Annotated in this window: 27 protein-coding genes; 5 read left to right on the top strand and 22 right to left on the bottom strand. The window is 44.4% G+C overall.

The genetic code is table 11. From position 1 onward, the window contains the following. Positions 1 to 5: 5 nt before the first annotated feature. Together Q9R23_RS09010 and Q9R23_RS09005 are read right to left on the bottom strand one after the other, a co-directional pair. Positions 6 to 284, bottom strand: a complete 279-nt coding sequence (locus Q9R23_RS09010; protein ID WP_311246921.1) for a hypothetical protein — start codon at positions 282 to 284, stop codon at positions 6 to 8. Next, positions 281 to 736 carry a hypothetical protein gene (locus Q9R23_RS09005; protein ID WP_050678825.1) on the bottom strand — a complete coding sequence of 152 codons (456 nt, stop codon included), beginning with the start codon at positions 734 to 736 and terminating at the stop codon, positions 281 to 283. Before Q9R23_RS09005 ends, Q9R23_RS09010 begins: the two co-directional genes overlap by 4 nt. Before the next feature lie 109 nt (positions 737 to 845). Between Q9R23_RS09005 and Q9R23_RS09000 the strand changes: the two genes are divergently transcribed. Continuing rightward, positions 846 to 1,310: an SRPBCC domain-containing protein gene (locus tag Q9R23_RS09000; RefSeq protein WP_311246920.1), complete on the top strand. Its 465-nt coding sequence runs from the start codon at positions 846 to 848 to the stop codon at positions 1,308 to 1,310. A 47-nt stretch (positions 1,311 to 1,357) separates the two neighbouring features. On the opposite strand, the gene mobP2 is transcribed toward Q9R23_RS09000, so the two are convergent. Beyond that, positions 1,358 to 2,518 (bottom strand): MobP2 family relaxase, encoded by a 1,161-nt coding sequence (gene mobP2 / locus Q9R23_RS08995; RefSeq protein WP_311246919.1) that lies wholly within the window; start codon positions 2,516 to 2,518, stop codon positions 1,358 to 1,360. Then, positions 2,511 to 2,762, bottom strand: a complete 252-nt coding sequence (locus Q9R23_RS08990; protein WP_052019183.1) for a hypothetical protein — start codon at positions 2,760 to 2,762, stop codon at positions 2,511 to 2,513. The genes mobP2 and Q9R23_RS08990 overlap by 8 nt, the downstream gene beginning before the upstream one ends. A 137-nt stretch (positions 2,763 to 2,899) precedes the next feature. Here Q9R23_RS08990 and Q9R23_RS08985 point away from each other — a divergent pair, with 137 nt between their 5' ends. Next, positions 2,900 to 3,046: a hypothetical protein gene (locus Q9R23_RS08985; RefSeq protein WP_215115888.1), complete on the top strand. Its 147-nt coding sequence runs from the start codon at positions 2,900 to 2,902 to the stop codon at positions 3,044 to 3,046. A 221-nt stretch (positions 3,047 to 3,267) separates the two neighbouring features. On the opposite strand, the gene Q9R23_RS08980 is transcribed toward Q9R23_RS08985, so the two are convergent. The 14 genes from Q9R23_RS08980 to Q9R23_RS08915 form a co-directional block, all read right to left on the bottom strand. Beyond that, positions 3,268 to 4,107 carry a hypothetical protein gene (locus tag Q9R23_RS08980; protein WP_311246918.1) on the bottom strand — a complete coding sequence of 280 codons (840 nt, stop codon included), beginning with the start codon at positions 4,105 to 4,107 and terminating at the stop codon, positions 3,268 to 3,270. Then, complete coding sequence (locus Q9R23_RS08975; RefSeq protein WP_311246917.1) at positions 4,108 to 4,665, bottom strand: hypothetical protein; 558 nt, start codon at positions 4,663 to 4,665, stop codon at positions 4,108 to 4,110. A 13-nt stretch (positions 4,666 to 4,678) separates the two neighbouring features. Next, positions 4,679 to 5,785 (bottom strand): lysozyme family protein, encoded by a 1,107-nt coding sequence (locus tag Q9R23_RS08970; RefSeq protein ID WP_311246916.1) that lies wholly within the window; start codon positions 5,783 to 5,785, stop codon positions 4,679 to 4,681. Next, positions 5,785 to 7,728 (bottom strand): VirB4 family type IV secretion system protein, encoded by a 1,944-nt coding sequence (locus Q9R23_RS08965; protein WP_311246915.1) that lies wholly within the window; start codon positions 7,726 to 7,728, stop codon positions 5,785 to 5,787. Before Q9R23_RS08965 ends, Q9R23_RS08970 begins: the two co-directional genes overlap by 1 nt. A gap of 7 nt (positions 7,729 to 7,735) precedes the next feature. After that, a complete protein-coding gene (locus Q9R23_RS08960; RefSeq protein ID WP_311246914.1) occupies positions 7,736 to 8,371 on the bottom strand; it encodes a hypothetical protein in 636 nt (211 codons plus the stop codon). A 4-nt stretch (positions 8,372 to 8,375) separates the two neighbouring features. Beyond that, positions 8,376 to 8,687 (bottom strand): DUF5592 family protein, encoded by a 312-nt coding sequence (locus Q9R23_RS08955; RefSeq protein WP_035412850.1) that lies wholly within the window; start codon positions 8,685 to 8,687, stop codon positions 8,376 to 8,378. Between the two features lie 4 nt (positions 8,688 to 8,691). Continuing rightward, positions 8,692 to 10,626 (bottom strand): pLS20_p028 family conjugation system transmembrane protein, encoded by a 1,935-nt coding sequence (locus tag Q9R23_RS08950; RefSeq protein ID WP_311246913.1) that lies wholly within the window; start codon positions 10,624 to 10,626, stop codon positions 8,692 to 8,694. Between the two features lie 26 nt (positions 10,627 to 10,652). Continuing rightward, a complete protein-coding gene (locus Q9R23_RS08945; RefSeq protein WP_311246912.1) occupies positions 10,653 to 11,069 on the bottom strand; it encodes a hypothetical protein in 417 nt (138 codons plus the stop codon). Positions 11,070 to 11,088: 19 nt separating this feature from the next. Beyond that, positions 11,089 to 11,340, bottom strand: a complete 252-nt coding sequence (locus tag Q9R23_RS08940) for a hypothetical protein (protein WP_311246911.1) — start codon at positions 11,338 to 11,340, stop codon at positions 11,089 to 11,091. A gap of 12 nt (positions 11,341 to 11,352) precedes the next feature. Beyond that, positions 11,353 to 13,722, bottom strand: coding sequence for a VirD4-like conjugal transfer protein, CD1115 family (locus tag Q9R23_RS08935; RefSeq protein WP_311246910.1), 2,370 nt, complete (start codon positions 13,720 to 13,722; stop codon positions 11,353 to 11,355). Between the two features lie 22 nt (positions 13,723 to 13,744). Beyond that, entirely contained in the window at positions 13,745 to 14,851 is a 1,107-nt protein-coding gene (locus tag Q9R23_RS08930; protein WP_311246909.1) for a hypothetical protein, read from the bottom strand. Positions 14,852 to 14,943: 92 nt separating this feature from the next. After that, on the bottom strand, positions 14,944 to 15,168 hold the full coding sequence (locus Q9R23_RS08925) for a hypothetical protein (RefSeq protein WP_050678812.1): 225 nt from the start codon (positions 15,166 to 15,168) through the stop codon (positions 14,944 to 14,946). Positions 15,169 to 15,182: 14 nt separating this feature from the next. Then, positions 15,183 to 15,371 carry a hypothetical protein gene (locus Q9R23_RS08920; protein ID WP_214749308.1) on the bottom strand — a complete coding sequence of 63 codons (189 nt, stop codon included), beginning with the start codon at positions 15,369 to 15,371 and terminating at the stop codon, positions 15,183 to 15,185. 350 nt (positions 15,372 to 15,721) lie between these two features. Continuing rightward, positions 15,722 to 16,210, bottom strand: coding sequence for a helix-turn-helix domain-containing protein (locus Q9R23_RS08915; protein WP_311246908.1), 489 nt, complete (start codon positions 16,208 to 16,210; stop codon positions 15,722 to 15,724). A 313-nt stretch (positions 16,211 to 16,523) separates the two neighbouring features. Between Q9R23_RS08915 and Q9R23_RS08910 the strand changes: the two genes are divergently transcribed. Then, positions 16,524 to 17,813, top strand: coding sequence for a HEPN domain-containing protein (locus Q9R23_RS08910; protein WP_311246907.1), 1,290 nt, complete (start codon positions 16,524 to 16,526; stop codon positions 17,811 to 17,813). A 209-nt stretch (positions 17,814 to 18,022) separates the two neighbouring features. Here Q9R23_RS08910 and Q9R23_RS08905 read toward each other — a convergent pair whose 3' ends face one another. Beyond that, positions 18,023 to 20,029 (bottom strand): NACHT domain-containing protein, encoded by a 2,007-nt coding sequence (locus Q9R23_RS08905; protein ID WP_311246906.1) that lies wholly within the window; start codon positions 20,027 to 20,029, stop codon positions 18,023 to 18,025. A 560-nt stretch (positions 20,030 to 20,589) separates the two neighbouring features. On the opposite strand from Q9R23_RS08905, the gene Q9R23_RS08900 reads away from it, so the two are divergent. Beyond that, positions 20,590 to 21,009: a hypothetical protein gene (locus Q9R23_RS08900; protein WP_311246905.1), complete on the top strand. Its 420-nt coding sequence runs from the start codon at positions 20,590 to 20,592 to the stop codon at positions 21,007 to 21,009. Positions 21,010 to 21,380: 371 nt separating this feature from the next. Continuing rightward, on the top strand, positions 21,381 to 21,932 hold the full coding sequence (locus Q9R23_RS08895) for a hypothetical protein (protein WP_311246904.1): 552 nt from the start codon (positions 21,381 to 21,383) through the stop codon (positions 21,930 to 21,932). Between the two features lie 133 nt (positions 21,933 to 22,065). Here Q9R23_RS08895 and Q9R23_RS08890 read toward each other — a convergent pair whose 3' ends face one another. From Q9R23_RS08890 to Q9R23_RS08880, 3 genes are all read right to left on the bottom strand, one after another. After that, positions 22,066 to 22,233 carry a hypothetical protein gene (locus tag Q9R23_RS08890; protein ID WP_311246903.1) on the bottom strand — a complete coding sequence of 56 codons (168 nt, stop codon included), beginning with the start codon at positions 22,231 to 22,233 and terminating at the stop codon, positions 22,066 to 22,068. Between the two features lie 972 nt (positions 22,234 to 23,205). Next, positions 23,206 to 23,382 carry a hypothetical protein gene (locus tag Q9R23_RS08885; RefSeq protein WP_311246902.1) on the bottom strand — a complete coding sequence of 59 codons (177 nt, stop codon included), beginning with the start codon at positions 23,380 to 23,382 and terminating at the stop codon, positions 23,206 to 23,208. A 97-nt stretch (positions 23,383 to 23,479) separates the two neighbouring features. Continuing rightward, positions 23,480 to 24,070, bottom strand: coding sequence for a hypothetical protein (locus tag Q9R23_RS08880; protein WP_311246901.1), 591 nt, complete (start codon positions 24,068 to 24,070; stop codon positions 23,480 to 23,482). Positions 24,071 to 24,100 lie beyond the last annotated feature (30 nt).

The raw sequence follows: 24,100 nt of genomic DNA, 5'->3' as shown, positions 1-24,100 counted from the left end.
ACCACTCACGCTCCTTCCGACGAAACGTACGAATCAGCAGCACCTTCAAAATCGTTCAACTCTTCTAATACCATCAAGTCGTTAACCAGTCGATCCAGTAGTAGATGACGGCGATCACGTGATACCGGGAGTAATACCAAGGGTTCTTCCTGTAAGAGTTGCAGTAGCGCGTGTTCCTCCTGTGAAAGGGGAATGTCATAGCGCGTTTGATGAATCATGACGGCGACATGAGTCTGATGCAGTTCGAGAAGTGTGGCGAGTGTGAAGGCTTCGAGTCGTCTCATTTGTGGATCATCCTTTCTTCGTCTGAATGCTTATATTGCTTTCGTTGGTCGATTCGCTTTCTTACAGCCGTCTCTGCCGTCTCAAGAAACGAGGGACGGTATTCGGTCGTCGGGATGATGTCCTCGATGCTCTCCGTCTGCATCAGGGCTTGTAGCAATTCGATCAATACCTGTGTTTGAAGGTCTGTTTGTTGGACGCTCTTTTGTAACGGAGAAAGACTTTTCGTGATCTGTTCTTCCCAGAACGACGTTAACGCTTGTTCAATTTGTTTCGAGACGGAACGACTGACATAGTTCAAGTCCCATTGCTTTTTGATCATCTCCTGATAGTCGCGGATGATGTGATCGATGGCCGGACCAATCCCGGACAACCGCTCTCTCTCCCGGTATTCCTCTAAAAATTCAGCGGTCACGGCACTCATCTTGATTCGTACTTGCTTCGTTTCCTCCATTTGTATGCTCCTTTCTATAATCACGAACTGTAAAAACGACTGCCAAAGAAACAGGACTCCGTTCGAATGGTATGATGAACAGATAAATTAGTTAAGGCGAGGTACAAATATGTCAAAAATTCATTTTTACAATTCTGTTCTATTGATTGATGCCCCTATTGAAGAGGTATACGATTACCTGACGAAGAATGAACACATTCTGAGTTGGAACAATATGACTAAGGATCACATCTATTCAAACGGAGAACCATTGCAATATTCATACGCGGGTCAGAAACTTCAAGTCATTCAAGAACATCGTGGAAAAAGGTATTGCGCTGATGCTTGGGTCGAGAATATCGAGGCACCGTCCTTTATTGATCTCAGAACTTCGAATGAGGTGGGAACGATGATTGGTCAATACCATTTGCAATCGAAACAGAATCAAACAGAGCTACAAATCGATTTAATAGTGGATACACCGAAATGGGCTTATGCTATTCTTTACAAACTCTCCAGATCAAGATTGAATCGAATGTACAATGAAGAATTCCAGCGTTTGAGTGACTATGCAATTCAAATGAATCGTCGATAAAAAAATTGCTGGTTGTCATCCTTTTATTGTAAGGGTGACTTTTTCTTTTACCGATCGTGATCAATTTCTTGCTGAAGAAGTTCGAACGCTTTTTGATTTTGTATGTGTTCCCATTCATCATTCATGTGTCGTCCGATCCGATAAAGTGTCTCTTGCATGATCCGTTCACGTCGAAACGCTGATCGGATTTTTTGTTTAGGTGAGGGTGTCTTCGACTTCTCAAGCTTCGGGGACGACTTATCTGATTCACGCATCTCGGACAGGATGGCGTTTCCCATTCGTGTATAGAGATCCTGTTCTTTCGTCTTCCGATAAGTCGATGCTTGCGATGCCGATCCGTAACTTCGCTCGTAGAATGCGACCTCTGTAACGAGTCGTTGCTTGAACGCGGCGTGTTCTTTCTCAAAGTGTGTCGCAAGATATGTGTCGGTGAACTGATTGAGTGAAGGACGCAGTTCGTGCATGCTGTTCATGTTGTAATACCGTTGCCGCTTGTCGTCCGGTAGTCGTTTCTGAATCGCTTTATACTGGCGTACGAGTTCCGGATGTAGCACGCGATTTGAAACGGATAGTGTTGCATGATTTCGTTTGTGCGCGAGGACTTCATCACGGATAAAGGCATTCAACTTCTCCTGTTCCCGTGTCCGATCGGCGAGTGTTTGGACGACTTGTGCCTTCATCTTCTCAATCGTTTTTGGTTTACGTTTGCCCCGTTCACGTGGATGAACTGTCTCAACTGTCGCGACATGGACGTGGATGTTATCCGTGTTGTAATGAATCGCAGCGGTCCACGTCGCATGCAGCATCTGTTCCTTTTCGATCATCAGCGCGGTCGCGTTCCGTGTCGCCTGCATCAACCGTTGTTCATCGATGTAACGATTTTCTTTGACGCCGACTTCCTGTAACCAGGCTTCATCGAACGAGATGACGTCTTGCCAGAGGATGCTACCGTTCTCTTGTGCCCGACGGAAGATATCGCGTAACTGCTCTCGTTCCCTCACATTCAATCGGTCTTGCGTCGCCGTAAACAGACCACTTGATTTCAGTTCGTCTTCCATATAGTCGTGGTAGTTCTCAAATTGATGCGATTGTGCTTTCGTCTCCGGACGATCGATGTAGCTGAGGTAGGTCGTGTAACGATGCGAACGTCGGGTTGCTTGCGGCAACTTGAACTTCGACTTGATGATGACGCCTGGAATGTTACTCATCCTGCATCACCTCACGGAAGAGTGTAGTCAAGAGTTCGAGTTCGGTTGCACTTCGCTTCAGATGCAAGGTATTCGCTTCAAGCTGTCGTTCGAGGCGTGCGACCTGTGTCGACTGGATGCCGTCCGTGCACCAGGTCGTCAACAATCCTTTCAACAATTCTTGTCGGGAACACATCTGTTTCTCCGCCTGTTCGTCGAGTTGTTTGACGAATATGGGGTCGATGTCACGAATCAAGAGATCCATTCGTCTTCCTCCTTCCATCAGAAAAGTCAGTCTTAATGATTTAAAAAAATGAAAAGTTTTCCGAACAATTCACTCGTTCCTCCTGTCATTAGAAGTGAGAAAGGTGATCCTACTTAGACGAAGAACGGAGGAAACATATGCAACCCATCATCGAACACGGTTACGCACTTGGAGAAGCCGTGAGCGTCTCCTTGACCGTCGAACTTTTGAAAAATATCTGGTCGAAGATACAGCATCATGAGATGAAAAGAGTCGAAAAAAGTGACGTAACAGAATCAATCTAAGAGTTGATGAAGGTCGATAGAATGACTAAATGTACGTCGATTTTTTTAGAGGAGAAAAACCAAAAATAGTTCAAAACCGTGAAAAAGAGCATAAGGGGAAACTGCTATCACTCAGCGTGCTAGCCTAGGCGGAGCCTAGTGTTTCCCTGATATCATCAAAATCGCCAAAAGGTCACACCGCGTGCCACTAAAAACCGCATTTTGGCACGGTGTTTGCCACCTTACCATTTCAGTTCACGTGCTTTAATACGCAGCTGATTCTGTCTTTTTTCTTCTTGTGTGAGTTGTTTTTTCAATTCCGTTTGTCTCAGCAGTGCGTCTTCTTTGTCCTGCTTCAGATTGAAGATTTCATCCTCACGTTCGACTTGTTCATCGAGTGTGAGGTCGGGTAAGGTGGCTTGTTTCATCTCGATGTCCTGTTCGATTTGTTGGATGAGGGAAGCGTGTTCTGTCTGTTCACGCTTCATGTTCTTGACCCGTTTTTGACTTTGTACGTGCTCGTCAGCGAGAAAAAGTTGTGCATAATCGTCTGCTTGTTGAATAGAAAGTGATGTCTTTAGAACACGTCGCTGATCCATATAGAGTGATTCGACGAGCGCGTCTTCTCGTTTCGTAGCACTTAGCTTCTCGAGTGACTGTTCAGGCTTCATGACATACAAACGGAGGGCTAGCTGATCAAAGTCACGCGGTACATCTTCGATTTCGAAGACGTAGTGCTCGTCCTGCTGATAGACGACGCGGACACGTTGCTCATCTGTTGGTCGTTCCTTATAGGCGATTCGTGCCACAAGCTTTGACGCGTAGTCTTGAGGTTGATCGAACTGGAGACGGACGCGCATTTGTTTCCGCTGCACATCATGGGACCAATCGAGAAGCGTAACGGTCTGTCCATTCGTCAACCGTTGTTCTTCGCCGATGAGTGTCGCATTGATCGGTTGTTCCTCAGCAAAGAAGAGGGAGGAGAAACCGAAAAACAGAAAGCCGATCAAGAAGAACAGACCTGTTCCGAGATACAAGCGCGACCAGTCACGGGTCAGCGTCTTTCGCTTTCCTGGATGCATTTAGACACCTCCTGACGTTTGAAGACTCTTCATCTGATCGACGATGTAATGTCCGTCTTGGTTCGTAAACGTCAGTTCGACCAGCTCATCGGATGTCTCTTCATAGTCGTTTGAATCAATCGTCAACGTCCGTTTGAAGCGGACAAGGCAATGCTTCGGATTGTCACGGTTCAGAAAGACTTCGATGTCAGCGACGGAGGCGGTGAACTTGTTATCGCTTCCGCTACTCGCAAATAATGTCCGTTTGAGAGACTCTGACATATACTGATCGGCTTGTCGTTTACGCGTGGGATAGGTCCCGTCCTCCCATGTGAAAGCGAACGTAATGAAGCGTTCCGCGTTCTTCGAAATGGTCGAATTTTGTTCTTGCTCTTGTTCGTTAGTCGGGATAGGCGGATCCGACACCGTCGTTTGTGGTAACACATGCTTCTCGTCTTTCTCGACGATTCGATGCGATTCATCTACTGCCATGGAGCGATATTGATAGACATTGGCACTGATCGACAGCAACAGACAGAACAACACGAGCCACAGAAGATGACGACTCGTCAATGCCATAGTTCATCCCTCCTTATAGCGAAAACAGTGGTGCTGGATCAATGTGTCCGGACCAATCACTCGTCTTGAATTCGATGTGTAGATGATTGCCCGTCGACCGTCCGGTTGACCCACACATCCCGATCGCTTGACCAGCCTCGATCTTTTGCCCCGTCTTAACCTGACGTGCGGAAAGGTGGGCGTAAGCGGTAATCCAGTCGCCCTGTTTGATCTGAATCAACTGCCCATACGGTCCGCGTAGACCACTATAGGTGACGGTACCGGAGCGGACGGCGTGGACGGTATCCGTATTGTGACAACTGAAATCGATCCCCGTATGAACGTCCGTCTTTCCGAAAACAATCCGGGATCCGAACCCCGACGTCATCTGAAGTGGGATGTCGAGCGGAGCATGGAGTTTTCCTTTGATCGGTCCTGTTTTGCCTTCCGCTAGTACCGTCGGTGTCAGATATCGGAGAACGGCATCGACATACTCGATGTCACCGTAACAGGCTTGATGCTCGATCGCGCTTGGGCGATGGCACTGATAAATGCCGCTCTTCTTGACGCGTTGGTACATCATCTGTGAAAAAGAAATCGCGAGTTGTTTCGTATAGCGTCCGCCATTTTCTTGGACGTAATCGATGAAGCCTCCGCCAAAGTTGTAACTCTGGAGTGTCAGCTTGACGTCCTTGTTCGCTTGCCGGAAGACAGATGCGAAGTGCTTCACGCCGTACTGAATGCTCTCATCAGGCGAGGTGATGCAGCCGATCCGTCCGCACTTCGATTCACTCGCTTGCATCGGATCGTTTCCTCGTCCACCGCTTTCCTGCATCATCAACGCAAGGACGACGTTCGTCTGTCCCTCAAGCTGTTCCTTCTTCAATTCACGTGCAATCGCTTCGCGGTATTGTAGGACATCATCACTGACTTGCAGGCTCGCGTCCGAGTAAGCGATCGGTGTCTCCGTCGCCTGATCGTTCTCGATCCCGGTCAACGTATCGAGAATGCCTGCGACGATGATGATCAGCAGGAGGAGCAGGAGCGCGATTCCGAGAGCGATCAGACGATACTTCAAGGTCAGGAGTCGCCATTTCATCCGGACGGCGACACGTGCCGACTGCCGGACCGTACTCCACATCAGGCACCACCTCCGAACAAGGTCAGCTCCTCGGGTGAGACATCAACATCGAAAATCAGCGTTTTCACACCGGAGATACTGAGGACGATCCGTCCCGTCTCGAGCGATGGGATTAACCTCGTCTCACTCTCCGTTAGCTGTCCGTCGAAGACGGTCTGGATCGTTGGGATGCTTTCGGCATCCTGTTCACCGATAAACTTATACTGCGTCAGCTGGAACAGGGTTTTGACGTTCTCCGCATTCTCCGACTTCGAACCGGTCGGAACAAAGTCCGTGATCAAATGGGAAGCGAAGAAGATGCCGCCGAAGTATTTTCGCGCTTCACGCATGAACTGTTGTAGGTATAGGATCGCCGGTTGGGCAATATCCCGCGTATTGATTAGATGATGTGCCTCATCGATGACAATCAGATACTTGAAGGCATCTTCGATTAATAACTCGCCCTGATTGTAGCTACGGAGTTGTCCGGCACCGTTGAGGATCATCCCGTCCCACAGCATGTTCATCAGATTGAAGACCTGTGCCTGAAAGATTTCGTCTTTCAGATTGGTCAGGTTGCGTAGCGGGAATGAGACAATCGCTTCCTCATCGAACCGTTCGATTGAAGAGTGTCCGTCGAAGATGTTGCCGTAGTTGTGGACGAGGTTCGTGATGGCGAGTTCGATGTTCTCAAGTCGTCTGACACGGTTCGTACTGATCGTCTCGCGGATCGTCGTCCGTGCAGCGTCCGCATACAATTCAGAGCGAACGAGCGCTAAGAAGTCGGAGAAGACCGGATAGGTGTTTGCTGGGTGCGTCGTGATCGGTGCGTCACCGTCCTCGTTCCAAAGCCCCTTCTCAAGGTAGAGTTGCCGGAGCAGAATCTCGAACTCGTTCGCTTCTTCCTGCGTGGCTGCCGGATTGATGTAGTGATAGAAGACCGCAATCTTCGACAGGTGTTGCATGAACGAGAGCGCTTCGTCTGCCGATCCGTTGGCGTGCGTCACAGTCTTATAGACATGGAGCGGATTGATCCGCCCCGCGGAGCCATCAAGCGCGATTTCCTTTCCACCCAGTTGTCGGACGAGATCGGAGAACTCACCCGTCACGTCCAAGATGCGGACATGATTCCCTTTGATCGCTTGATCGAAGACCGTCTTCTTGAGCAAGGTCGACTTCCCGGAGCCCATCTTGCCGATCATCAAGGCGTTGTAGAACTTCCGCTGCTTGTCCTTGTGGAATAAGTCGAAGATGACGCTTCCGTTCGTATCGGTCGTCCCGTAATAGGTCCCAGTCGGATCCTGTAGCGACGTGAAATGAAACGGATAACCACCCGCGATCGAGAGCGACGGAATCTCTTTCCCGCGACGACGGTTCGGTAGCTTTTGCTGTTGCTCGTAGCTGAGGAACAGGCTCTGCCATTCCCATTCCTGTTCGTTCAGGAAGACGGTTGCGCGGAAGTTCCGCGCTTCGAGTTCCTCCATCACGTCCTGAACTTGGCGTTCGAGTGTGTCGAGTGTTTTCGCTTTGACGTAGAGCCGTAGGTGCAGATATTTCATCGCCTCACCCTGCGTGATCTGTTCGTAGAGTTCATTCAATTCCTTGTAGGTCTCGCGTGCATCAATCCGGTCGACATTGTCCTTTGCATTCTCGAAGCGCGTATTCTGCTCGGCCATCGACTTGTTGATGGTCCGAATCATCTCCCGTTTATCCGCCGTCCCGATGTCGAGCGTCGTCAAGACACCGGGGAGGTTGAGGATCGGTTCGAGCCAAAAGTCGTAGACGGTTGATTGATACTTATAGACATGGAGGCAAGCGAGATAACCGTCACCGGTCCGGACATAGTTCGGTTCGAAGCGAAGTCCGCCTTGCGGCTGGATGGCTTGGACGAACGTCGGATTGTAGCCATCCTGTCGTTTGATCGTCTCCGGGTCCTGCTTCCGTAAAAAACGTGTACGCCACATGACACCATCACTCCTTTCCGTCCTGAGTCGGTTTCGTATTCGGATTGTGTAGCTGGAACAGAACATGGATTTTCTGTTCAAGTGTCAGTTCGACCATTGGGTTGCTGCGTCGAAGCAGTTTCGTCAATTGATGCTTTCGTTCCCGCAGCATCGCCTCATCTGGCGCATAAAAAAAGAGGAGATAATCGCGATTGGTGCGATGCTCCTCAAGGTAGATCAATTCCTGTTTCTTCTTTTGTAGGAACGGTCGATAGGCAGTGTTTTGGTTTTGCCGTAGCTGTCGTTCGATACGCTGTTTCTGTTTCTCCAAATTAAGTGGTGTATTGAGCGGAATCACCTTCAACGGATGAATGTACGCCTGTAACAGATAGGCAAGGGAGAAGATGTCATGGTCCTTCTCGGTCTCGGACAATCCATAAATATCCTTCGAAGTCAGCTGGATAATGTCGCAGAACGTCCCATCCTGCATCTCGAACCCATCGAGCGTCGTGGCATCAATGATTGGTAGCAGAGAGGCGACAGAAGGCGGAATACGGACGTGCTTCTCCTTGCGCGTTGGTGGTGTCGTCAACTGAACCTCGTCGAGCCAAGTGATTTCAGAAGTGGGGTCAGTCTTTAATCGTGTGTCTTCCGATAAACTCATCCCATCACGCTCCTTTCGTGTCATCTTTTTGGTCGGTCAAGGCAATATAGGTGTCCTTCTTCTTGATGAGGGCGTAATAGAGCACATGAATCATCCGTTTCTCTGGATTCGTCGTCGGTCGGATGACGAGGAAAAGTCCAAACCCGACGAGGAAAAACGTGAACGGCAGATGTAAGGCGTCTGGGATGAACGGAAGAGCAATCAACCGGACGATGATCAAAGCGACGAGAAACAGTAAGTCATAGAGATAGAGCATCTTATTGATTTTCAGCTCGGTCGTGACTTCGTTCGGAATCCGGTACTGGCGCTGTTGCATGTTCTCACTCCTTTTTCAGATCTAGGCGCGGGACATCCGTCGAGTACATCCGGGACGACTCTGACGTCACACGCGTCTGCGCTTGTTCGACATGCTTGAGTTCTTTTTGTGTCGTCGTCTCCAGTGTTTGATAGATCGACTTTCGTTGCCGCTGTGTTTCAGATGATGTTTCCTGTGATTCAGTGATAGAAGGTGAAGGATTGCTCGTTCCTGAAGAGGAGATAGTAGGTGTTTCGTCTTCAGGTGTATTAGAAGAATGTGCAAGTACATTAGGTTTCATGTCAGATGTTGATCCTGAGTGAACAGAAGTCGAACTAGGTGCACGTGATCCAGTTGGTGGCTCCGACGATGAAGTAGGTTGCGATGCGATAGTTGTTTCGGAAGTATTGAACGCATCAGGTGAAGTAGTTGGTTGTTCCTTTATAGATCCATCGGGCATCTTCGATTGTGAAAGTGGTGTTTGCGATGATGACGGAGTAGTCGCAGGTGATTGTGGTGAGACATCGTCCGAACGACGTGGCATGGACTCTTTTGATGTTGTTGCAGTCGGACTCTCCGAATTCATGTCATGAGTCGATAAATCAGTTGATTCAATGCGCTGGTTCTCTTGTCTGGCTGATCGTGAAGTGCGCTCTTGTGCTTGCGAACGAACTGGCACACTATCGGACGAACGATCCGGACGACCCGTCGGTGTGCCACCACCAGATGGTGGATTCGGTGGTAACTTCGTACTGGCAGCTTCTGAGGCAGATGGAGTAGTTGGTTGTGATGTTCTCTTCATCGTCTGCCCAGCGATACGAGCTCCGACTTTCGCAGTACCTTTCCCGACAGCATACGCACCAAGTGCGACCCCCCATCCACGCTTCAGACCCGCATCAATCCCGAAGAGACGTTCCACCATGTTCGGTCCATCAATCAAAGCAGCGGAGAAAGCAATCAACGCGATCAAGTAGGCGAGACCGTCGAGTGTATCAGCAAGATAAGCTGTCCCAATTGTGTAGAGCTTGATTGAAACAAAAATCAAGATGATGACGAGGAACGTGTTCAGGATGCTTTGAATGACCTTCTTCGTCTTTTGTCCGCTGTGCAAGTCAGCGGGGGCGACTAAAATCGCTAAAACATAATTAAAAGCCAACTCGAACGAAAGTCGAGCTAGCTTGTAGGCAATCGAGAAGAGGGTGAAGCCCATCACGCCAAGGGTGACAAGAATCGTCAACCAGTTCGGATGATAGCGATAGTAGTACTGGTTGTTCCATTCAACACCGCTCTGGTCTAACTCGGTTTCGGTCATTTCTTTCCCATTCCAAGCAAGTTTGTTCTGAGAAATATCTTCGCCTTCTTTACTCAATCGATACTCATCGCTATCAAATACATCATTAATGTCTATATTCTTGATTTGGCTTGCTGGAATAGAGTTTGGAATTTTAATTTTTGTATCTTTGAAAGCAGTTTTATCGTATTCGACTAAATCATTTATATTTTTTTGGAGCACTGATTGTGATAAAGTATGATCCCGATTTTCATATACTCCATCTTGATTGATGTTTGTAATGGCTTTGTCTGTGAACTCACTTGTCTTTATCATTGTCGGAGATAACAACCCTAAAACTAACAAAGTGATAAACAGATTGATGAGAAACCCTTCTCGATCAAATTTTTTCTGAAAAATCATCAAGTAACCGGTGAATAAAAAGCTCCCGGCTAAAATGACATATAAAAAAGGTTGAATCGTCTGAACGAATTCAACCACTTGAGGATTATTAAAGAATGATTTTATGAGGAGGATGTCGTTTGTAATCTGTTCAAGACCATCGATGATGAAGGAGAGACCTCTAACAAGAAGCCAACCAATAGAACGAAGCGCATCTCTCACTAAATCACTGATGCTCAATAAGTCTTGAAATTCCTCCAGTTTGGATGCTAGATCTCCATTAGCCATGATGGTCCTCCCTTCTCTGTCTGCTTTTAATTAATAAAAGAGGTGACTTCATCTTCGATTGCCTTGTCATCTAACGTAGTAAGGTCGAGAGAACGAACTAATTTACCATTATCTAGTTTGTACAGACGACCACCCTTTAATTCTCCATGTTCATCTGTAGCACGATTTTCTAAATCTTTTCCGTTAGGTTGAAAAGGATTAAACAAGTTTACTTGTACATCTTCTTTCTCAGCGATGTCCTTCACTTTATCTACATAAGGCTCAAATTCTGCTTTACTGTCGCTATCAACAAGTAAGAAATTGCTTTGATCACTATCTTTTAGTTGATCAATTTCTTTTACAGAAACTTGTTTAAGAGACTTTGCTTCACTATTTTCACTACAACCGACTAAAAGTAACGCAGAGGAAATCAATAGTCCGGAGAGTACTCGTTTCGCTTGCATGCCTCCACCCCTTTTCCGTTTATGACACCTGTTCCGGACCCGTCAGATCACAATTGCTGACATGGACTCGGAAATCGAATGTGTCTATAAGCGTAACAGTTTTTCGGTCGCCTGAGTCTGGGTCTTCTTCCTCAAATACGACGAGGAATCCGTCCCGGGTCTGGATGTTCAAGACTTCTCCGCGACGGAGGCGTTTCTTGTTCTCCTTGATGATGGTCGCGATGACGCGGAGTTCGCGTTGAACGCGTTCCGTGCGTGTCAGTTCTGTCATATGATGCCCTCCTTAGACGCCATGACGAAGTTTCTCGAGTCGTTTGCTGATGATCGTCTTCAAGAAATGGCGCTGGTTGTCGGTCACAGGAATTGTCTTATCTAAAATGCCTTGTTCGAACAGATCAATCGGTAACGTATCGTATTCGGTCGTCTCGAAGATCGAGCGTAGGATTTTCGGTTGCAGGACATCGCAGACGCGCCATTGTGTTGCGTCAAGTGTCTCCTCCTCCGTCTCAACCGTTTTCGATGCAACTGAGGCGCCGAGATGAAACGGGACACGAAGCGTATTCAGGTCGAGATGGGCATGTGCACAGGGAATGACGAGATTGTTGATGGAACGGTCCGTATTAAAGTCATCCGCCAAGTATTCATAGCGGTATTTCATCGCCGTCCGTCCTGTCAAAAAGAGAGGATAGGATTGGATTCGTTTCTGTTGCTTGTCTTGCCGCTTAATGACGCGGATAATCAGCATCTCGCCTTCCTTCAGTCCCATCACTTCGGTTGCCGTCAGCAAGCGCCGACCATCGACACTCTCCGTCTTCGACTTCGAGAGAGAGAACGTCTGTCCGGAACGTGATTTCGTGACGATCGTCTGCTCCCCGAGCTTCTTCGAAATCAATTCTGCCGTCGACTCATCTGCTGTCAATAGGTAGTGCGTGTTCCCGCAGTTCCCGTCGATCGTCTTCCAATCCTCCCCGTAGAGGTTCTCGAGTTGGGCATAAGACTGGATGACGAGGTTGAAGCGGATGTTCCGACCGAGACAGACGGTGATGATGTTCGCCATCCCTTCAATCGCTGGCATGTTCCCAAATTCGTCGAGCAGGAAGATGACCTGGCGTTCACAACGTCCGCTCGTCGCTTGCGAGGCGACGCGAGCGAGGGAGGTATAGACTTGCTTGACGTACAGTGAGGCGATGACATTCAGTGTTGGATCATAGTCCGGAACGATCAGGAACACGGCTACCGGGCGCGGATGCTGACGAATCTCCCGGATGTCGATTGGTGCATCCGTCGTCCAATCGAAGACACCGTCCGTCTCGTCTCTCCAACCTGAGAGTGACACGGTGTACTGCTGTCCTTCACTTTCTACGGTGATGTCCGTATCCACTTCGAGGGTTTCTTCGTGATGGAGTACAAAACTTCCGTCGTCGTCCGTCGTCAAGGCGAGTTGTTTTCCACTTGAAAAGTAGAACGTCAACCGTGACAAGGGAAGGGCACGTCCGCGAATCCAACGATTGAAACCAATCAATTTCATATCGAGTGAGTTTTGTGCCGTTAAACGTGCCGTCGCATCGAGTGTGAAAATCCCGAGCTTAGCATTTGTATTGGCGAGGATGCTCGCGCGCGTCTGACCACCGGAGAAGTGAAGCGTCGCGTACTGCATACGTGCCGGATGATTCTCCGGAAACGATGCGAAGAAGGCGTCGAGTGCCGATTGTTCCTGTCCCATTCCATCGATGACTGTGCGTGAGCCGAGATCGGATAACATCAAAGCGACGTTATACATCGTGATCTTCTCCGGTTCATGTTTTGCTTGTTCGCATAATCCGAGAATCAGGGCGGTGCAAAGGTCCGTCGAAGAGTTACTCCAGAACGGATCTTTCGCCTTCGGATCATGATAGAGCATATAAGCAACCGAACGGGCATACTGTTGGGCGAGGGAGTAGTTCTCGTCCAGATACGCGTCGATCGTCAGCTGTAACAGATTGTAGGACATTGATTGCGACGGGTTCATCAGATTCAGGACCTCGACCTGATAGCCGCGTGCTTCGAGTGTTTCTTTGGAGGCGGCGAATAGTTCACCTTTTGGATCATTGATGATCAAGCTTGCCTGGAGTTCGGCACGACTGTAGAGATCGATCGTCGAGAAGACGAACGTCTCGCCCTTCCCGGACCGGGTCGTCCCGATGACGAGATTGTTGACGGCACTGTCGTCGATGTAGAGGCGATCACGATAGCGCCCGACCGGAACACCGCCAGAACCGCTATATATCTCTTTACGATCCGGCACGTCCCGATACTGCCGTTTCAGCTCTTGAAACGTCGTGAAGCGGGCACTTCCTTTCTGTGCTGCCTTGAGATCACGGAAATTGAGCCAATACTTTAATAAGAGAAATCCTCCTAAGAGGAAGCAGACACCGAACAAAGCGAAAGCGATGGAGGTCGACCAGGCAAGCGTCGTCCACCAATTTGGATCGTATTGTAGCGGGGATCCGGTCGTTAACTCCCCATCCTGAAAGAGATTTTGGACTGTCTGTTGCAGGAACTGAAACGCCACATTGAGTACTAAGAACAATACAATGGGTAAAGCGATCAAAAAGGTGAGACATCGCCACAGCCAAGCAGATGTAACAAGAGAACGAAGTGAGAAATTCATCATTATTTCAGTCACCACACTTTCGTTAAAGAAGAGAAGAGGCTTGTCTTTGCTTCGCTTCGAGCGACTCATTGAGCTTCTCGAGCTCTTTTTTGTCCGTCTTCTTTGATAACTGTTGCTTTTGATCCTCGAGTGCTTGAATCTCTTCGTCCAGTTGGACGAGTGTTGCTACTTGCTTCTTTAATTGCTCGTCGTTGATCATCTTGACGCTTTCTTGAGCCTTCATCACATCTTTCAATGCGATGTAGGCACGTGTTTTGGCTTCCTGACGGGCAGTCGTCATCTCGACGCCCGTAAGCGAGACGGCACGTTTATAGTCTTTCTGCAAGATAGCAAGGTCGAACGTTCCTTCGTCCGTCGGATAAACGGATTGGAAGGCTTGTAGCGTATCCTGACGATTGGTCGCGAATCGTTTCGACTGCATGATGATCGTCTCGACATCGATTGGATCCTTCGTCACGGAGACCGCTTGGTCGTAGTCCTGTTCTTCGACATACTGCGTAATCAGGAATTGCTGTTGTTCATCGTTCAACGACTTTCGTTTTTCTAGTCGTTCGACGAGTGGACCCGTCTCTCCCGTCAACGCTGCTTCATACAACGGTTGCCAATCTGATGTTTCCGCTTGGACGCCGCTCGGTGGATCCGGCTGAACGAGTTGGACAATGGACAACGCACCGAGGAGCAAGAGGCTGACACCGCTGACGCCGTAGACGAGACGACGTTGCCCGCGACGTAAGCGGGAGACGTGTGTTGCATTCGGCTGTTGTTGAATCGCTGACGCCGTCATCGTCTTGTAGGATTCCGGTGTTAAACGTTCCAAGTTCTCGAGCAATAAGATCTTCTTTGTTGCATCCTCCTTCCGGATCCGGATGCGTGGGATCCGGTCTTTCAGCTGCAGATAAAGATTCGGATAGGAAAGATTCGGATAGGTCGGATCACCAAACTGGAACATTCCTTTGTAGACGAGTTGGTCAGCATCATCAAAAATCCGGAACTCACTCGAGAAGCGTTCGTTCGCTTGCTGGGCTTCCTGATGAACTTGTGTCGATAATAAAAGCGCCTCCTCATACGGGAGACGCTCATAGTTCGGAAAGCCATCTTTCGGTACATCCGTGAAACGGATGAAGAGCATATATTCTCCTCCTTTGAAGCGAGACATCGTAACGAAGGCAATAAAAAAAGCCATCCAATTTGGAATGACAGTCTGCACGATCACTTGTTCAATTAGAATTTGATATTATCGTTGACCATCTCAGCCAGCGTAAAGGCACCCATGACGATGATTAGACCGACGGCACCACCGACGAGCCAACCGACCGCTTTTGATCGTCCACGATCTCCCCCGAAGATGAAGTAGAAGCCACCAACTGCGAAGGCGATGGCTGCCGCGATGACAGCGAGTCCTTGAAAGAACTGGAGTAAGCTGAGTCCTGTCTCATTCAATCCCATCTGTTTCCCTCCTCTCAATCCCGTGACGCGGATGCAGGCGATGTGAAATTCAGTTTCGAGTCGAGTGCTTCTAAGATCAGTTCCTGGTTCTCCTGGATAACGAGTTGATGTTGGGCGTCGAGCCACTCTTCATAGTCTTTCCCTTGGATCCGGAGCAACTTCTCGGCAAAGGTCTTGTTCTGCTTCTGTTCACGTGTCGGCATAAAATACACTCCTTCCTTGAGGTCGATGCGCAGCAGCACATCCTTAAGGACAGTCGGAGTCGAGCATAGCAGTGGGTTTGGAGCGCGTTCCCCCACAAACTCTGATATCCAGCACCGGACATCTGTCTAGGGTTTTTCGCTGACCCTCAACGAATACGTGACCTGTGGGCGAGTTTTAGGCGACTCTCGCCGAACCATTTCTGCGTATATCCCGCTCACCCGGTCACTCGTGAGGGACACGCCAATATATGATTGGAAAGACTGTCCTTAGCGATATGCTGCTACAGTCATCATTTCTTCCGGTCATTGTTTCGTGTTACTCCATAAGCAGATACGTATTCATAGATGGTTCACTGATGGACGAGTTTACGGCGTGAAACATGAATCAATTCGTCATTTGGGTGCTTTCGCTTTGCGATCACTTGATTCTCTCCGACGACGGTCCGAATACGGTAATAGATCTGCGAGATTTCTTGTGTCTCTTTACTCTCCTGTTCGATCGCGATTCGCCCGTGCAGCTGATACGTCTTACCGTCAAACGTACGGACGGAATCCGCCAGCGGAAGTTCTGCTAGATCAAAACGTTCCTGCTTCAGATTGGACCAGTTGCGTTTTTTATCTGTTCTTAAGTCGAACTCATCCCAAGGGATGGATCCAAGCGTCTGTTCACAGGCTGTCGCAAGGATTTGGACATCCAGGATAGAAGGAAGTGAACGATTCCGCTCATAGGCGCTGATTGCCGCCTGTGAGATCTCTCCATATGTCTTTTCAGCCAACTCTACTTGACTCCAACCATGTTCCAGACGCTCACGCCGTAACCACTCACCGAATCGGTACATACATATTCTCCTTTCCTTGAAGAACCGTAATATGACAATGTCTTCCTGTTGATAGTTAGAATACAGCAGATTATTCTGTTAATTCAATAAATATTTTGATATGTCAAAAATGTTACAAATGTCGTTATTTGTCGAACCTTTACATTTAGGTATAAAACGTTAAAAAAAGTAAACATTAAAAATTATTGACTTTGAATTGTAAAATAAACGGAATATTAATTTGAATTTGATTAAACGTAATCTTGAGGACTACTTTTTGTTATGATGTAGAAAATAGAAGTAGTACATAGAAAAAATATGGAGTTGAATCAAGATGTCTGATAAAAATTTTAATTGCGAAATGGAATACTTATTAATTGTAGATTCTAAAAATAACTTTTGTTCTGATAAATCTTCTTTCAATAGCTTACTTTTATGTAATTCTGATATAAGTATTGATGATGCTGGAGAAATTTCATTTAAACAATTAAAAATTTCATATAAGGTTGATATACGTCCTTTAAATCAAGAGAAATCTAATACTCAAAATGTAATCAATACCTCTTTTACTTGTGTAGATATAAATCAAATAGAAAAATTTAGAATGTTCAATAAAATAATAAAAACTACATTTCGCAAATTTTCTGAAGATCTTTATGTGTTAAAGGATGATATAACTTCTTATTACTCCGAGAAAGCTTATCCTAAAATCCATGAAATCGAAAATTTAATGAGAAAACTGATTAATAAATTTATGATTTTGAACGTAGGTGTTAAATGGACTGATAACTACATTCCAAATGGACTTAAATCATCAAATAAAACAACTGATTACCTATTTAATTTAAATATAGATCAATTGAGCAATATTTTATTTGATGAATATTCACCGCATTCAGTAGAAGATTTGTTAGAAGAAATTAAAAGTGCCAAAAGTATAGATAGCTTTTCTCTAGAAGGTTTAAAGAAATATGTTAAAAAATCAAATTGGGAAAGAATCTTTAGTAATCGTGTCAATTTTCAAGGTGAGTTCTTACAAAATAGATGGGAAAGTATCAGTAAAACTAGAAATATAATTGCACATAATAAATCTATAACCGTTGACGAATATGAAATTCTGTTAAAAAATATAAGAGAAGTCAAAGAAAAATTAGAAAGTTCTATTTTAATCTTAGACGAAATTAATATTACAGAAGAAGAGAAGAAGACAATTTCTCAGCACTTAGTTCTTGAAGATAGCATATTTTCTAATAATATTCATCCTGACCCGAATGATCATCTTAAAAGTGAGTTAAAAAGTAATTTTCAATTCATGGAATCGATGATAATCAATTTAATAGAGAACAATTTAAAAAGTAACTTCGATTACTCAGAAATTCAAAAAATGATGATACCGATTTTAGGTTCTCATGAATCACGGATAGATTATTTAGAAAAAAATATAGATTTCTTACCTTCAAACTTGTTAGTGGATATAAAGATAACCTCCGAAGCTCTTTCAAAAATGAACGATCTTGAATCGTCAGTACCTAAGCAATCTTTCATTAAATTTCTTAAAAATTATATAATGATAATCAATAATATTAATACTTATCTAATTTCTGTAAATATCGCAAATGAATAGGATTTAATTATCTCCAAAAAGAAATCAGATTATCTTCTAAGCAATCATTTTCTTTCTAATGTTGTTGATTGTGAATTTACTAGTAAATATACAACCCTTAGGGTGATAAAACGAATTGAATTAAACAAAAGGTGCAATTCATCTCAAATTATGAGAAAATTGCACCTTTCTTTATTTCATTATTCGTGTTTATAAAAACTAAAATATAGTTATATATCAAAAAAATCTTCTACACTTTTTTCTAAATAAATTTCGTCTTCAATTTGTTTTTTTAATCTTTTAATTTTATTTTCGCAAATAACATATTTTCCAATATCACCTGGTCTTGTATTTTGCTCTTTTACGTGTTCAAAAAAAGCCTCGACTAGGTCTTTATCTAGATTTTTTAACTTCAAAAACTCTGCATCTATCAAGTAGCATCCTTCATTTTCCTCATTATTACTAAAAAACTCATTTATAATTATAGAGGGTGTTAATTGATATGTTTCATAAAAAGATTTCTTATCATTTACTTCAATAAATATGTCTAAACCTTTTTTAAATAGTAATTCAATTAATTTATATTGTATCTTTTTAAAGTTTACTAAGCCAAAATTAGTATCATGTACCATTACCATAGATGATTCTAAATAACCTTCTGAAAACAATTTACTTTCGGAAATTTGGGAACGAATTGCTGCATTGAAGTGTGGGAAAAAATTTTTTTGAACTTCTTCGGAAATAAATGATTTATTGAAAAGAATATAATTTTTTTCCCAAAAAAATATACCCCTTTGCTCGTTATTTATAACATCTCCTTTTGTATATGTAGGGTTAGAATCAAAATATCTCTCAGCAGATTTTAAAAATTCTAATAAAATTGTTTTTTTAAAAGTTTTTTCATCCATGTCATAGCATAAATCTAAAATATTTAAATACGTATCAAATTTTAAATTATTATACATGCCTAGCATAATATCGTCTTGTTTAATTTTTGAATCCGCACAAATAAATTGAGCGGTAAAATACTCTTGTAATGACTTGTGTTTCCACCTGTAATATAAACCTTCTTTATAAAATAAAGGCACACTGTTGATTAAATCATTTAGTAGGTCACTCGCTTGAAATTCAATTGAAGTTGCGTGCTGTGCTTTTCGCAAGCATTCAATTATCTCGTCTTTAGAATATTCAATTTTTCCTAGTCTAAATGTTATAAAACCTAAAGCTCTTAAGACCGTATGAAATTTTTCACTATCTAGTAAACATAGTTTTTCGTGTACGTAAGCACCACCTTTTGCTAAGTCATGATCTTCAAATAAAGCGTCATACACTTGTCTATAAAATATACTTTTTTTATAAGGTATCGTCTGCTTATGTTCATATCCTTTGTACAATAACGAAACCATTAATGGGTTTGATAAAAACTCATGTAAATTTATTAATTCTTCTTTTTCTACAATTAAACTTATTAGAGTTTCTGAAAAAGTATTTTTTTTATCATATTTTCTTATTAAACTAAATGCTTCTTCATTTTCTAAAGATTTAATTTTAAATTCATGAAAATTATTGAAAGAAGCAATTGCAGATTGTGGTCTAGACGTTAGTATAAACTTGTTTTTATCTGCTCTTGATATAAAATGTTGTATTTCTTCAGTAACCTCTTTAGTGAATTGTTGAGGAATTTCATCATATCCATCTAAGAGAAATACAAAATCCCCCTTCTTTAACATTTCATAAATAACATCTTTACTTATTATTGATTCAAGACCATTTAATTCTTTTTCAATTTCATCGATTATATTTTTATCTTTTGATAGTTTTCTTAACTCAATAAAAATAGGGATATATCTTTCTGAATGAATTGTATTTACAAAAATCCACTTTAATAGAGTAGACTTACCCATTCCAGCATCATCAGTGATTACAATTTTGTTATACGAATCCATCATACTTTCTGGATAACTATCTATATAGTATTTTTCATCATCTCTCATAAGTGTTAGAGGACAATACAAATCATATATTTCAATAGGATCATTTCTGAAAACAATAGTGTTCATGAATTTGTGCGTATTATGACTTCTGTTTATATATTCGAAAAAAGCACTTAGAATTTTAACTTCGTTTAATTTTTGATTCGTATTATTTTGAATTTCTTGGATTTTCGGTTTAAGTAAAGTGTCTAAAAGCGAAGTGATTACAGGTTGAATCAATGTAGCTGCAATATTGTAGTCCATGACTTCCTCCTAATTTAATTTAATAATTACATCTAAACCAAAAGATATAATAAAATATTTTTATTTTCATTTTTAATTTTTTCTAATAATTTTATTTTATTTTCATTTTATCAATAACCAATATATTACACTACCTATTTTTTATTGCTTACAATGTTAATTACCGATGTTGTGCCTAATGTATTATTTTAAATCTATCAAAAATAGGTTTTCAATAAAAAAATTATGTAAACAAAAAAATAAAATGACAAGCTTGTTATATATAATTTAAAATCAATTTATTCCAAAACACTTAAATACCAGCATTATCATTGCGTGAAATTATCATTTCACGCAATGATAAAAAATACGGCAGAAAAAAGCGATAAAATCGGGTCTGATCTGAAAGTCGAAGAATAATCTTCTAGTCATCAATTTACAATTGAAATAGGGGGGGAAAGTCGTTTTTCCGTTCAGTTGCATCGAGTCGGGTGAGTGGCCATGGTAACGTATGTCGATGCAACTGAGAGCGAAATCAAAAAAGGGGATTCGCATGGGTAAATCGGAAAATATTCGAGCGATTGGCGTCAAAAGAGGAAGAAAGAAAATCTAAGTCCTATTTCAACCGGAATCGCGGCGTAACCGGCGCTATCGCCGGAGCCGGGATTGCTGGTTATCCCGTCGTCAAAAATGAAATCAATCGAGCGAATCACCTGAACGCCGTTAACAAACGTGAGTATTTGGATGCGAAGGATCGTAATATTCGTTATCGGTATAGTCAGGCACAAAGCAACGCCATCCGTGGTCAAATGGATGGAATGAATGAGGAACTCGGTCTTACGGCAGACAAGAAGAACTGGACACAGTGCCAACGAGAACTGCAAGAGGGACACGTAAATAAGATCCGATCCGCATCGCTTCACCGACGCGATGCCTATTTTCATCTGTCAGAACAGGACTTCATCAGTGAAGCAGTCACCAACAACTCTCGAAAGATGTGAGGCGCGGACTACGATGAACTGTTGCAGCAAGAATAGCATCAAAATCATCCATCATAATCCGCTGAGCTTCGAATGTGAAATGATCTTGAAAAGGAAGAATAGGTGGTCCCGAAAGGGACGTCCCTCGCCATACTTATTGAGATCAGGAATAATTACAGTAGATGAAATAAAAAATCCGTTTTTTTGTGTTCCCGACCCTCACCGACCCGACTCTACCCGCTTAAAGACGTTCCTTGGAGCCAATCACCGCGTTGATAGCGTTCGTTCAACATATTGGTGCTCCTCTCTGAAATGAAAAACGTCGATATGCGACAATTTTTTACTATATTTTGATATAATTCAAGTATATTTTGGAGTTGTGAGGGGTTTATTTGAAAAACAACAAATTGTATTTCACGGGCATCGCGCTCGTCATCGTCGCGTGTCTTGGTGCCTACATCTATTACATGGGCATGATTCCGAATACGAAGCCGCATGCCGACAAAGTGTTCGAAGAAATGATGGATGCACCGACCGTCAACAAAGTCAATCGGATCCAATACATCGAGAATTCGATGAAGTATATCCAGGACGCGATCCCATTCACGACGGGTGACTACGTCCAGACGCTCAATGCGGAATCATTGAAGCAAAAGGTTGAAACGATGGAAAGCATCGCTACCATGTTCCAATACTATGAGGACGACTCGGAGACGAAGTCGCTCCAGCAAGTTGCGAAGTATTATAAAGAATATATCGAGGCGATGAAGTATGTCTCAGAGAACCTCCATGGCGCGGAGCACATGGACGAGTCGAAAGCCGCCTATCTCGAAGTGCGCTGGGATAAGATGTACGAACCAGCGAAAGAGATGGAGTTCGAGGTCGGCAAGATGCAGTACGAGCAAGCCGTCGAGTTTCGTGATGCGATTCAAGATGCTTGGTGATTACAGGAAAGGAGAGACCGAACCTCTCCTTTTTTTGTTTACTCGGCTTTACGTGAACCGGTACCGGAGAACTGTCGGAACGCTGCACGTTCGAGTTCTTCTTTCAGGACGACGTCGATCTGTTTTTCTTTGATCAGCGCGTCATATGCGCCATCACCTTCTGATATTGTTCGCGGTACAGATATTTGATTGTCTTCGGTGGGACGACCGTATGGAGAAATCCTTCGTCCTTCAACATTTGGAGCGCATCCAGTTGCTCGTCATTCGGCTCACCTTGGAACCTATTGTTGTAGAAGAGCATCGCTTAGTATTCTTGTGCGAGCCAGCGGTTATAGTAGAAGCGATACTTCTTCGAGCATGGCGCCGAATACTTGCATCGTGATTCCTCCCGTCATTTTAATGTTTACATGTACTGATGTATGCTTGTACTCATCTGTATTTGTACAGATATAGTTTTGTATGGTTGTACACGACTTGAAGCTTTAATCGTAGCGGATGTATTTCTGTTTCTCTTCAATCATCACCACGAAGATATCGTTGATTCAGGAATTCGTCACGAAAACCGACCTCCGCCCGGTAAATCAGACTGGTCAGTTCCTCGCTCACCGCCCAAAAGAACTTGTTGCGAAACTTGACCCTTTCTCCTGCTCGACGGACTTTCGAATAATTATTGAACAGGTCAATCAGCAACTCTGCCGGGATGAGGACGTTCAATATGTTACTCGATGAGTTCCATGGCTGCGCGCGGTGTTAAACAGCCACCGCGCCATCGTCTCACCGCTTCTTCGATTTCGATCACCTTTCATCGTTCTTCTTGCGGCTTCTCCATAAAAAATCGCTCCAATCTGATTTTTTCAGACATATTCAAAAAAATACTGAAATCGAATACATTTCTATAATATTCCAGCCCATTTGCCGACGTCGTGTGAAAATTTGATTCTTTAAAAAAAATTTTCGAGTCGTATGCTTAATCTTGCCGCTACTACCACTTCTTCGAATGGCTTCGAAAAAAATCAGGGCGACATCTTTCTTTTTTTTCGTCAATCCTCGTGGAATCTTCCATTCACAAATACGATCGATGCGCTGTATGCTGTAGGCATCGCACGACTGCTTTACATACTCAGGCAGGCGTACTCGTTGTCTACACCGGCTCTCCCCTCGCGATAGGGAGAGCCTTTTTTCGTACCCCCGCACCCCGTTGGTTTCTTTTCCTAGCCTGCGTTTTTTCAAAAAAAGAGCGCAAGAAAAGCACCGCGTGAGCGGTGCTTGGTCGTTATTTCGTCAAGAGTTGTAGACGAGCGAATTGTTTTCCGGTCATGTCTTTGATTTGCATGGATTCGAGTTGTTTGCGTTCCTTGCGTGTGATGAGGTTTCCGAGTGTGCCGAGTGTTGTGGCGACTGCGACGATGATTCCTAAGCGTTTTAGTTCTTCTTTTTGTGATGTGGACATGGTGATGTTTCTCCTTTAATGTGGGTGGTTTTTGTTCACCATACTAATCACAGTTATGCGGCAAGAAAAAAAAGAAGGGACGTCGAGTCCCTTCCCTTCAATCCGTGTCCTCGCGGTCATCGACGAATCCGGCCAGCTGGAATTCATACGAGATGGCATCCTGCTCGACGTAACTCCGCATCATGAACTCCGTCTTCCGGAGACTCATGTTGTGGATCAAGCGGTACGACAGATGGTCCGTCCCGACGAACCCGAAGTTCCGGATCATCTGCAAGACCCCGTTCTTGTTATTCTCCGTCAGGAATGGCGCATATGCCGCCGCTTCACTAAACGTCATGTCGAAAGAGTTGAGTGGCACGAAGTTCGGTGGCTTGATTCGTCGCTCCTCGCGGAAGCCTTCCGCGTTCATGATGCGGTCATCGATGAAATGCGGCAAGCTGAACTCGCTGTTTGGATTCGGATGCAGATCATCAAACCCGAACGATTTCACTTGATACTCGATTCCTTCCTTCTCCAGGTCGAGCATGAGACGATACGGAGCAAAGGTGACCTTCCCTTCGACGCAGATGAATCCTCGCTCTTGCAGCAAGCGGAGCAAGTCGTCTCCTTCATGCAACATTTCGACGAGTCCTTGTTCTTCTAACTCGGTGTAGCGGACGAGTGGTGCTCTGACTGATTGTTTCCTCAATGGCTTTACCTCCTTGTCACCCTTTAATAC

Source organism: Exiguobacterium sp. BRG2 (genome assembly GCF_031844245.1).
GTDB lineage: Bacteria > Bacillota > Bacilli > Exiguobacteriales > Exiguobacteriaceae > Exiguobacterium_A.
The sequence above is the reverse complement of the archived record's forward strand: the minus strand, read 5'-3'. Positions and strand labels throughout refer to the sequence as shown.

Bases quoted from the DNA above. Each gene is read 5' to 3' on its own strand.
- Q9R23_RS08940 (WP_311246911.1), bottom strand. From the start codon at position 11,340: ATGACAGAACTGACACGCACGGAACGCGTTCAACGCGAACTCCGCGTC.
- mobP2 (WP_311246919.1), bottom strand. From the start codon at position 2,518: ATGAGTAACATTCCAGGCGTCATCATCAAGTCGAAGTTCAAGTTGCCG.
- Q9R23_RS08950 (WP_311246913.1), bottom strand. From the start codon at position 10,626: ATGGCTAATGGAGATCTAGCATCCAAACTGGAGGAATTTCAAGACTTA.
- Q9R23_RS09010 (WP_311246921.1), bottom strand. From the start codon at position 284: ATGAGACGACTCGAAGCCTTCACACTCGCCACACTTCTCGAACTGCAT.
- Q9R23_RS08970 (WP_311246916.1), bottom strand. From the start codon at position 5,785: ATGTGGAGTACGGTCCGGCAGTCGGCACGTGTCGCCGTCCGGATGAAA.
- Q9R23_RS08965 (WP_311246915.1), bottom strand. From the start codon at position 7,728: ATGTGGCGTACACGTTTTTTACGGAAGCAGGACCCGGAGACGATCAAA.
- Q9R23_RS08945 (WP_311246912.1), bottom strand. From the start codon at position 11,069: ATGCAAGCGAAACGAGTACTCTCCGGACTATTGATTTCCTCTGCGTTA.
- Q9R23_RS08890 (WP_311246903.1), bottom strand. From the start codon at position 22,233: ATGCTCTTCTACAACAATAGGTTCCAAGGTGAGCCGAATGACGAGCAA.
- Q9R23_RS08925 (WP_050678812.1), bottom strand. From the start codon at position 15,168: ATGGGATTGAATGAGACAGGACTCAGCTTACTCCAGTTCTTTCAAGGA.
- Q9R23_RS08915 (WP_311246908.1), bottom strand. From the start codon at position 16,210: ATGTACCGATTCGGTGAGTGGTTACGGCGTGAGCGTCTGGAACATGGT.
- Q9R23_RS08935 (WP_311246910.1), bottom strand. From the start codon at position 13,722: ATGATGAATTTCTCACTTCGTTCTCTTGTTACATCTGCTTGGCTGTGG.
- Q9R23_RS08990 (WP_052019183.1), bottom strand. From the start codon at position 2,762: ATGGATCTCTTGATTCGTGACATCGACCCCATATTCGTCAAACAACTC.
- Q9R23_RS08930 (WP_311246909.1), bottom strand. From the start codon at position 14,851: ATGCTCTTCATCCGTTTCACGGATGTACCGAAAGATGGCTTTCCGAAC.
- Q9R23_RS08920 (WP_214749308.1), bottom strand. From the start codon at position 15,371: ATGCCGACACGTGAACAGAAGCAGAACAAGACCTTTGCCGAGAAGTTG.
- Q9R23_RS08975 (WP_311246917.1), bottom strand. From the start codon at position 4,665: ATGGCATTGACGAGTCGTCATCTTCTGTGGCTCGTGTTGTTCTGTCTG.
- Q9R23_RS08955 (WP_035412850.1), bottom strand. From the start codon at position 8,687: ATGCAACAGCGCCAGTACCGGATTCCGAACGAAGTCACGACCGAGCTG.
- Q9R23_RS09005 (WP_050678825.1), bottom strand. From the start codon at position 736: ATGGAGGAAACGAAGCAAGTACGAATCAAGATGAGTGCCGTGACCGCT.
- Q9R23_RS09000 (WP_311246920.1), top strand. From the start codon at position 846: ATGTCAAAAATTCATTTTTACAATTCTGTTCTATTGATTGATGCCCCT.
- Q9R23_RS08985 (WP_215115888.1), top strand. From the start codon at position 2,900: ATGCAACCCATCATCGAACACGGTTACGCACTTGGAGAAGCCGTGAGC.
- Q9R23_RS08905 (WP_311246906.1), bottom strand. From the start codon at position 20,029: ATGGACTACAATATTGCAGCTACATTGATTCAACCTGTAATCACTTCG.
- Q9R23_RS08910 (WP_311246907.1), top strand. From the start codon at position 16,524: ATGTCTGATAAAAATTTTAATTGCGAAATGGAATACTTATTAATTGTA.
- Q9R23_RS08980 (WP_311246918.1), bottom strand. From the start codon at position 4,107: ATGCATCCAGGAAAGCGAAAGACGCTGACCCGTGACTGGTCGCGCTTG.
- Q9R23_RS08960 (WP_311246914.1), bottom strand. From the start codon at position 8,371: ATGAGTTTATCGGAAGACACACGATTAAAGACTGACCCCACTTCTGAA.
- Q9R23_RS08885 (WP_311246902.1), bottom strand. From the start codon at position 23,382: ATGTCCACATCACAAAAAGAAGAACTAAAACGCTTAGGAATCATCGTC.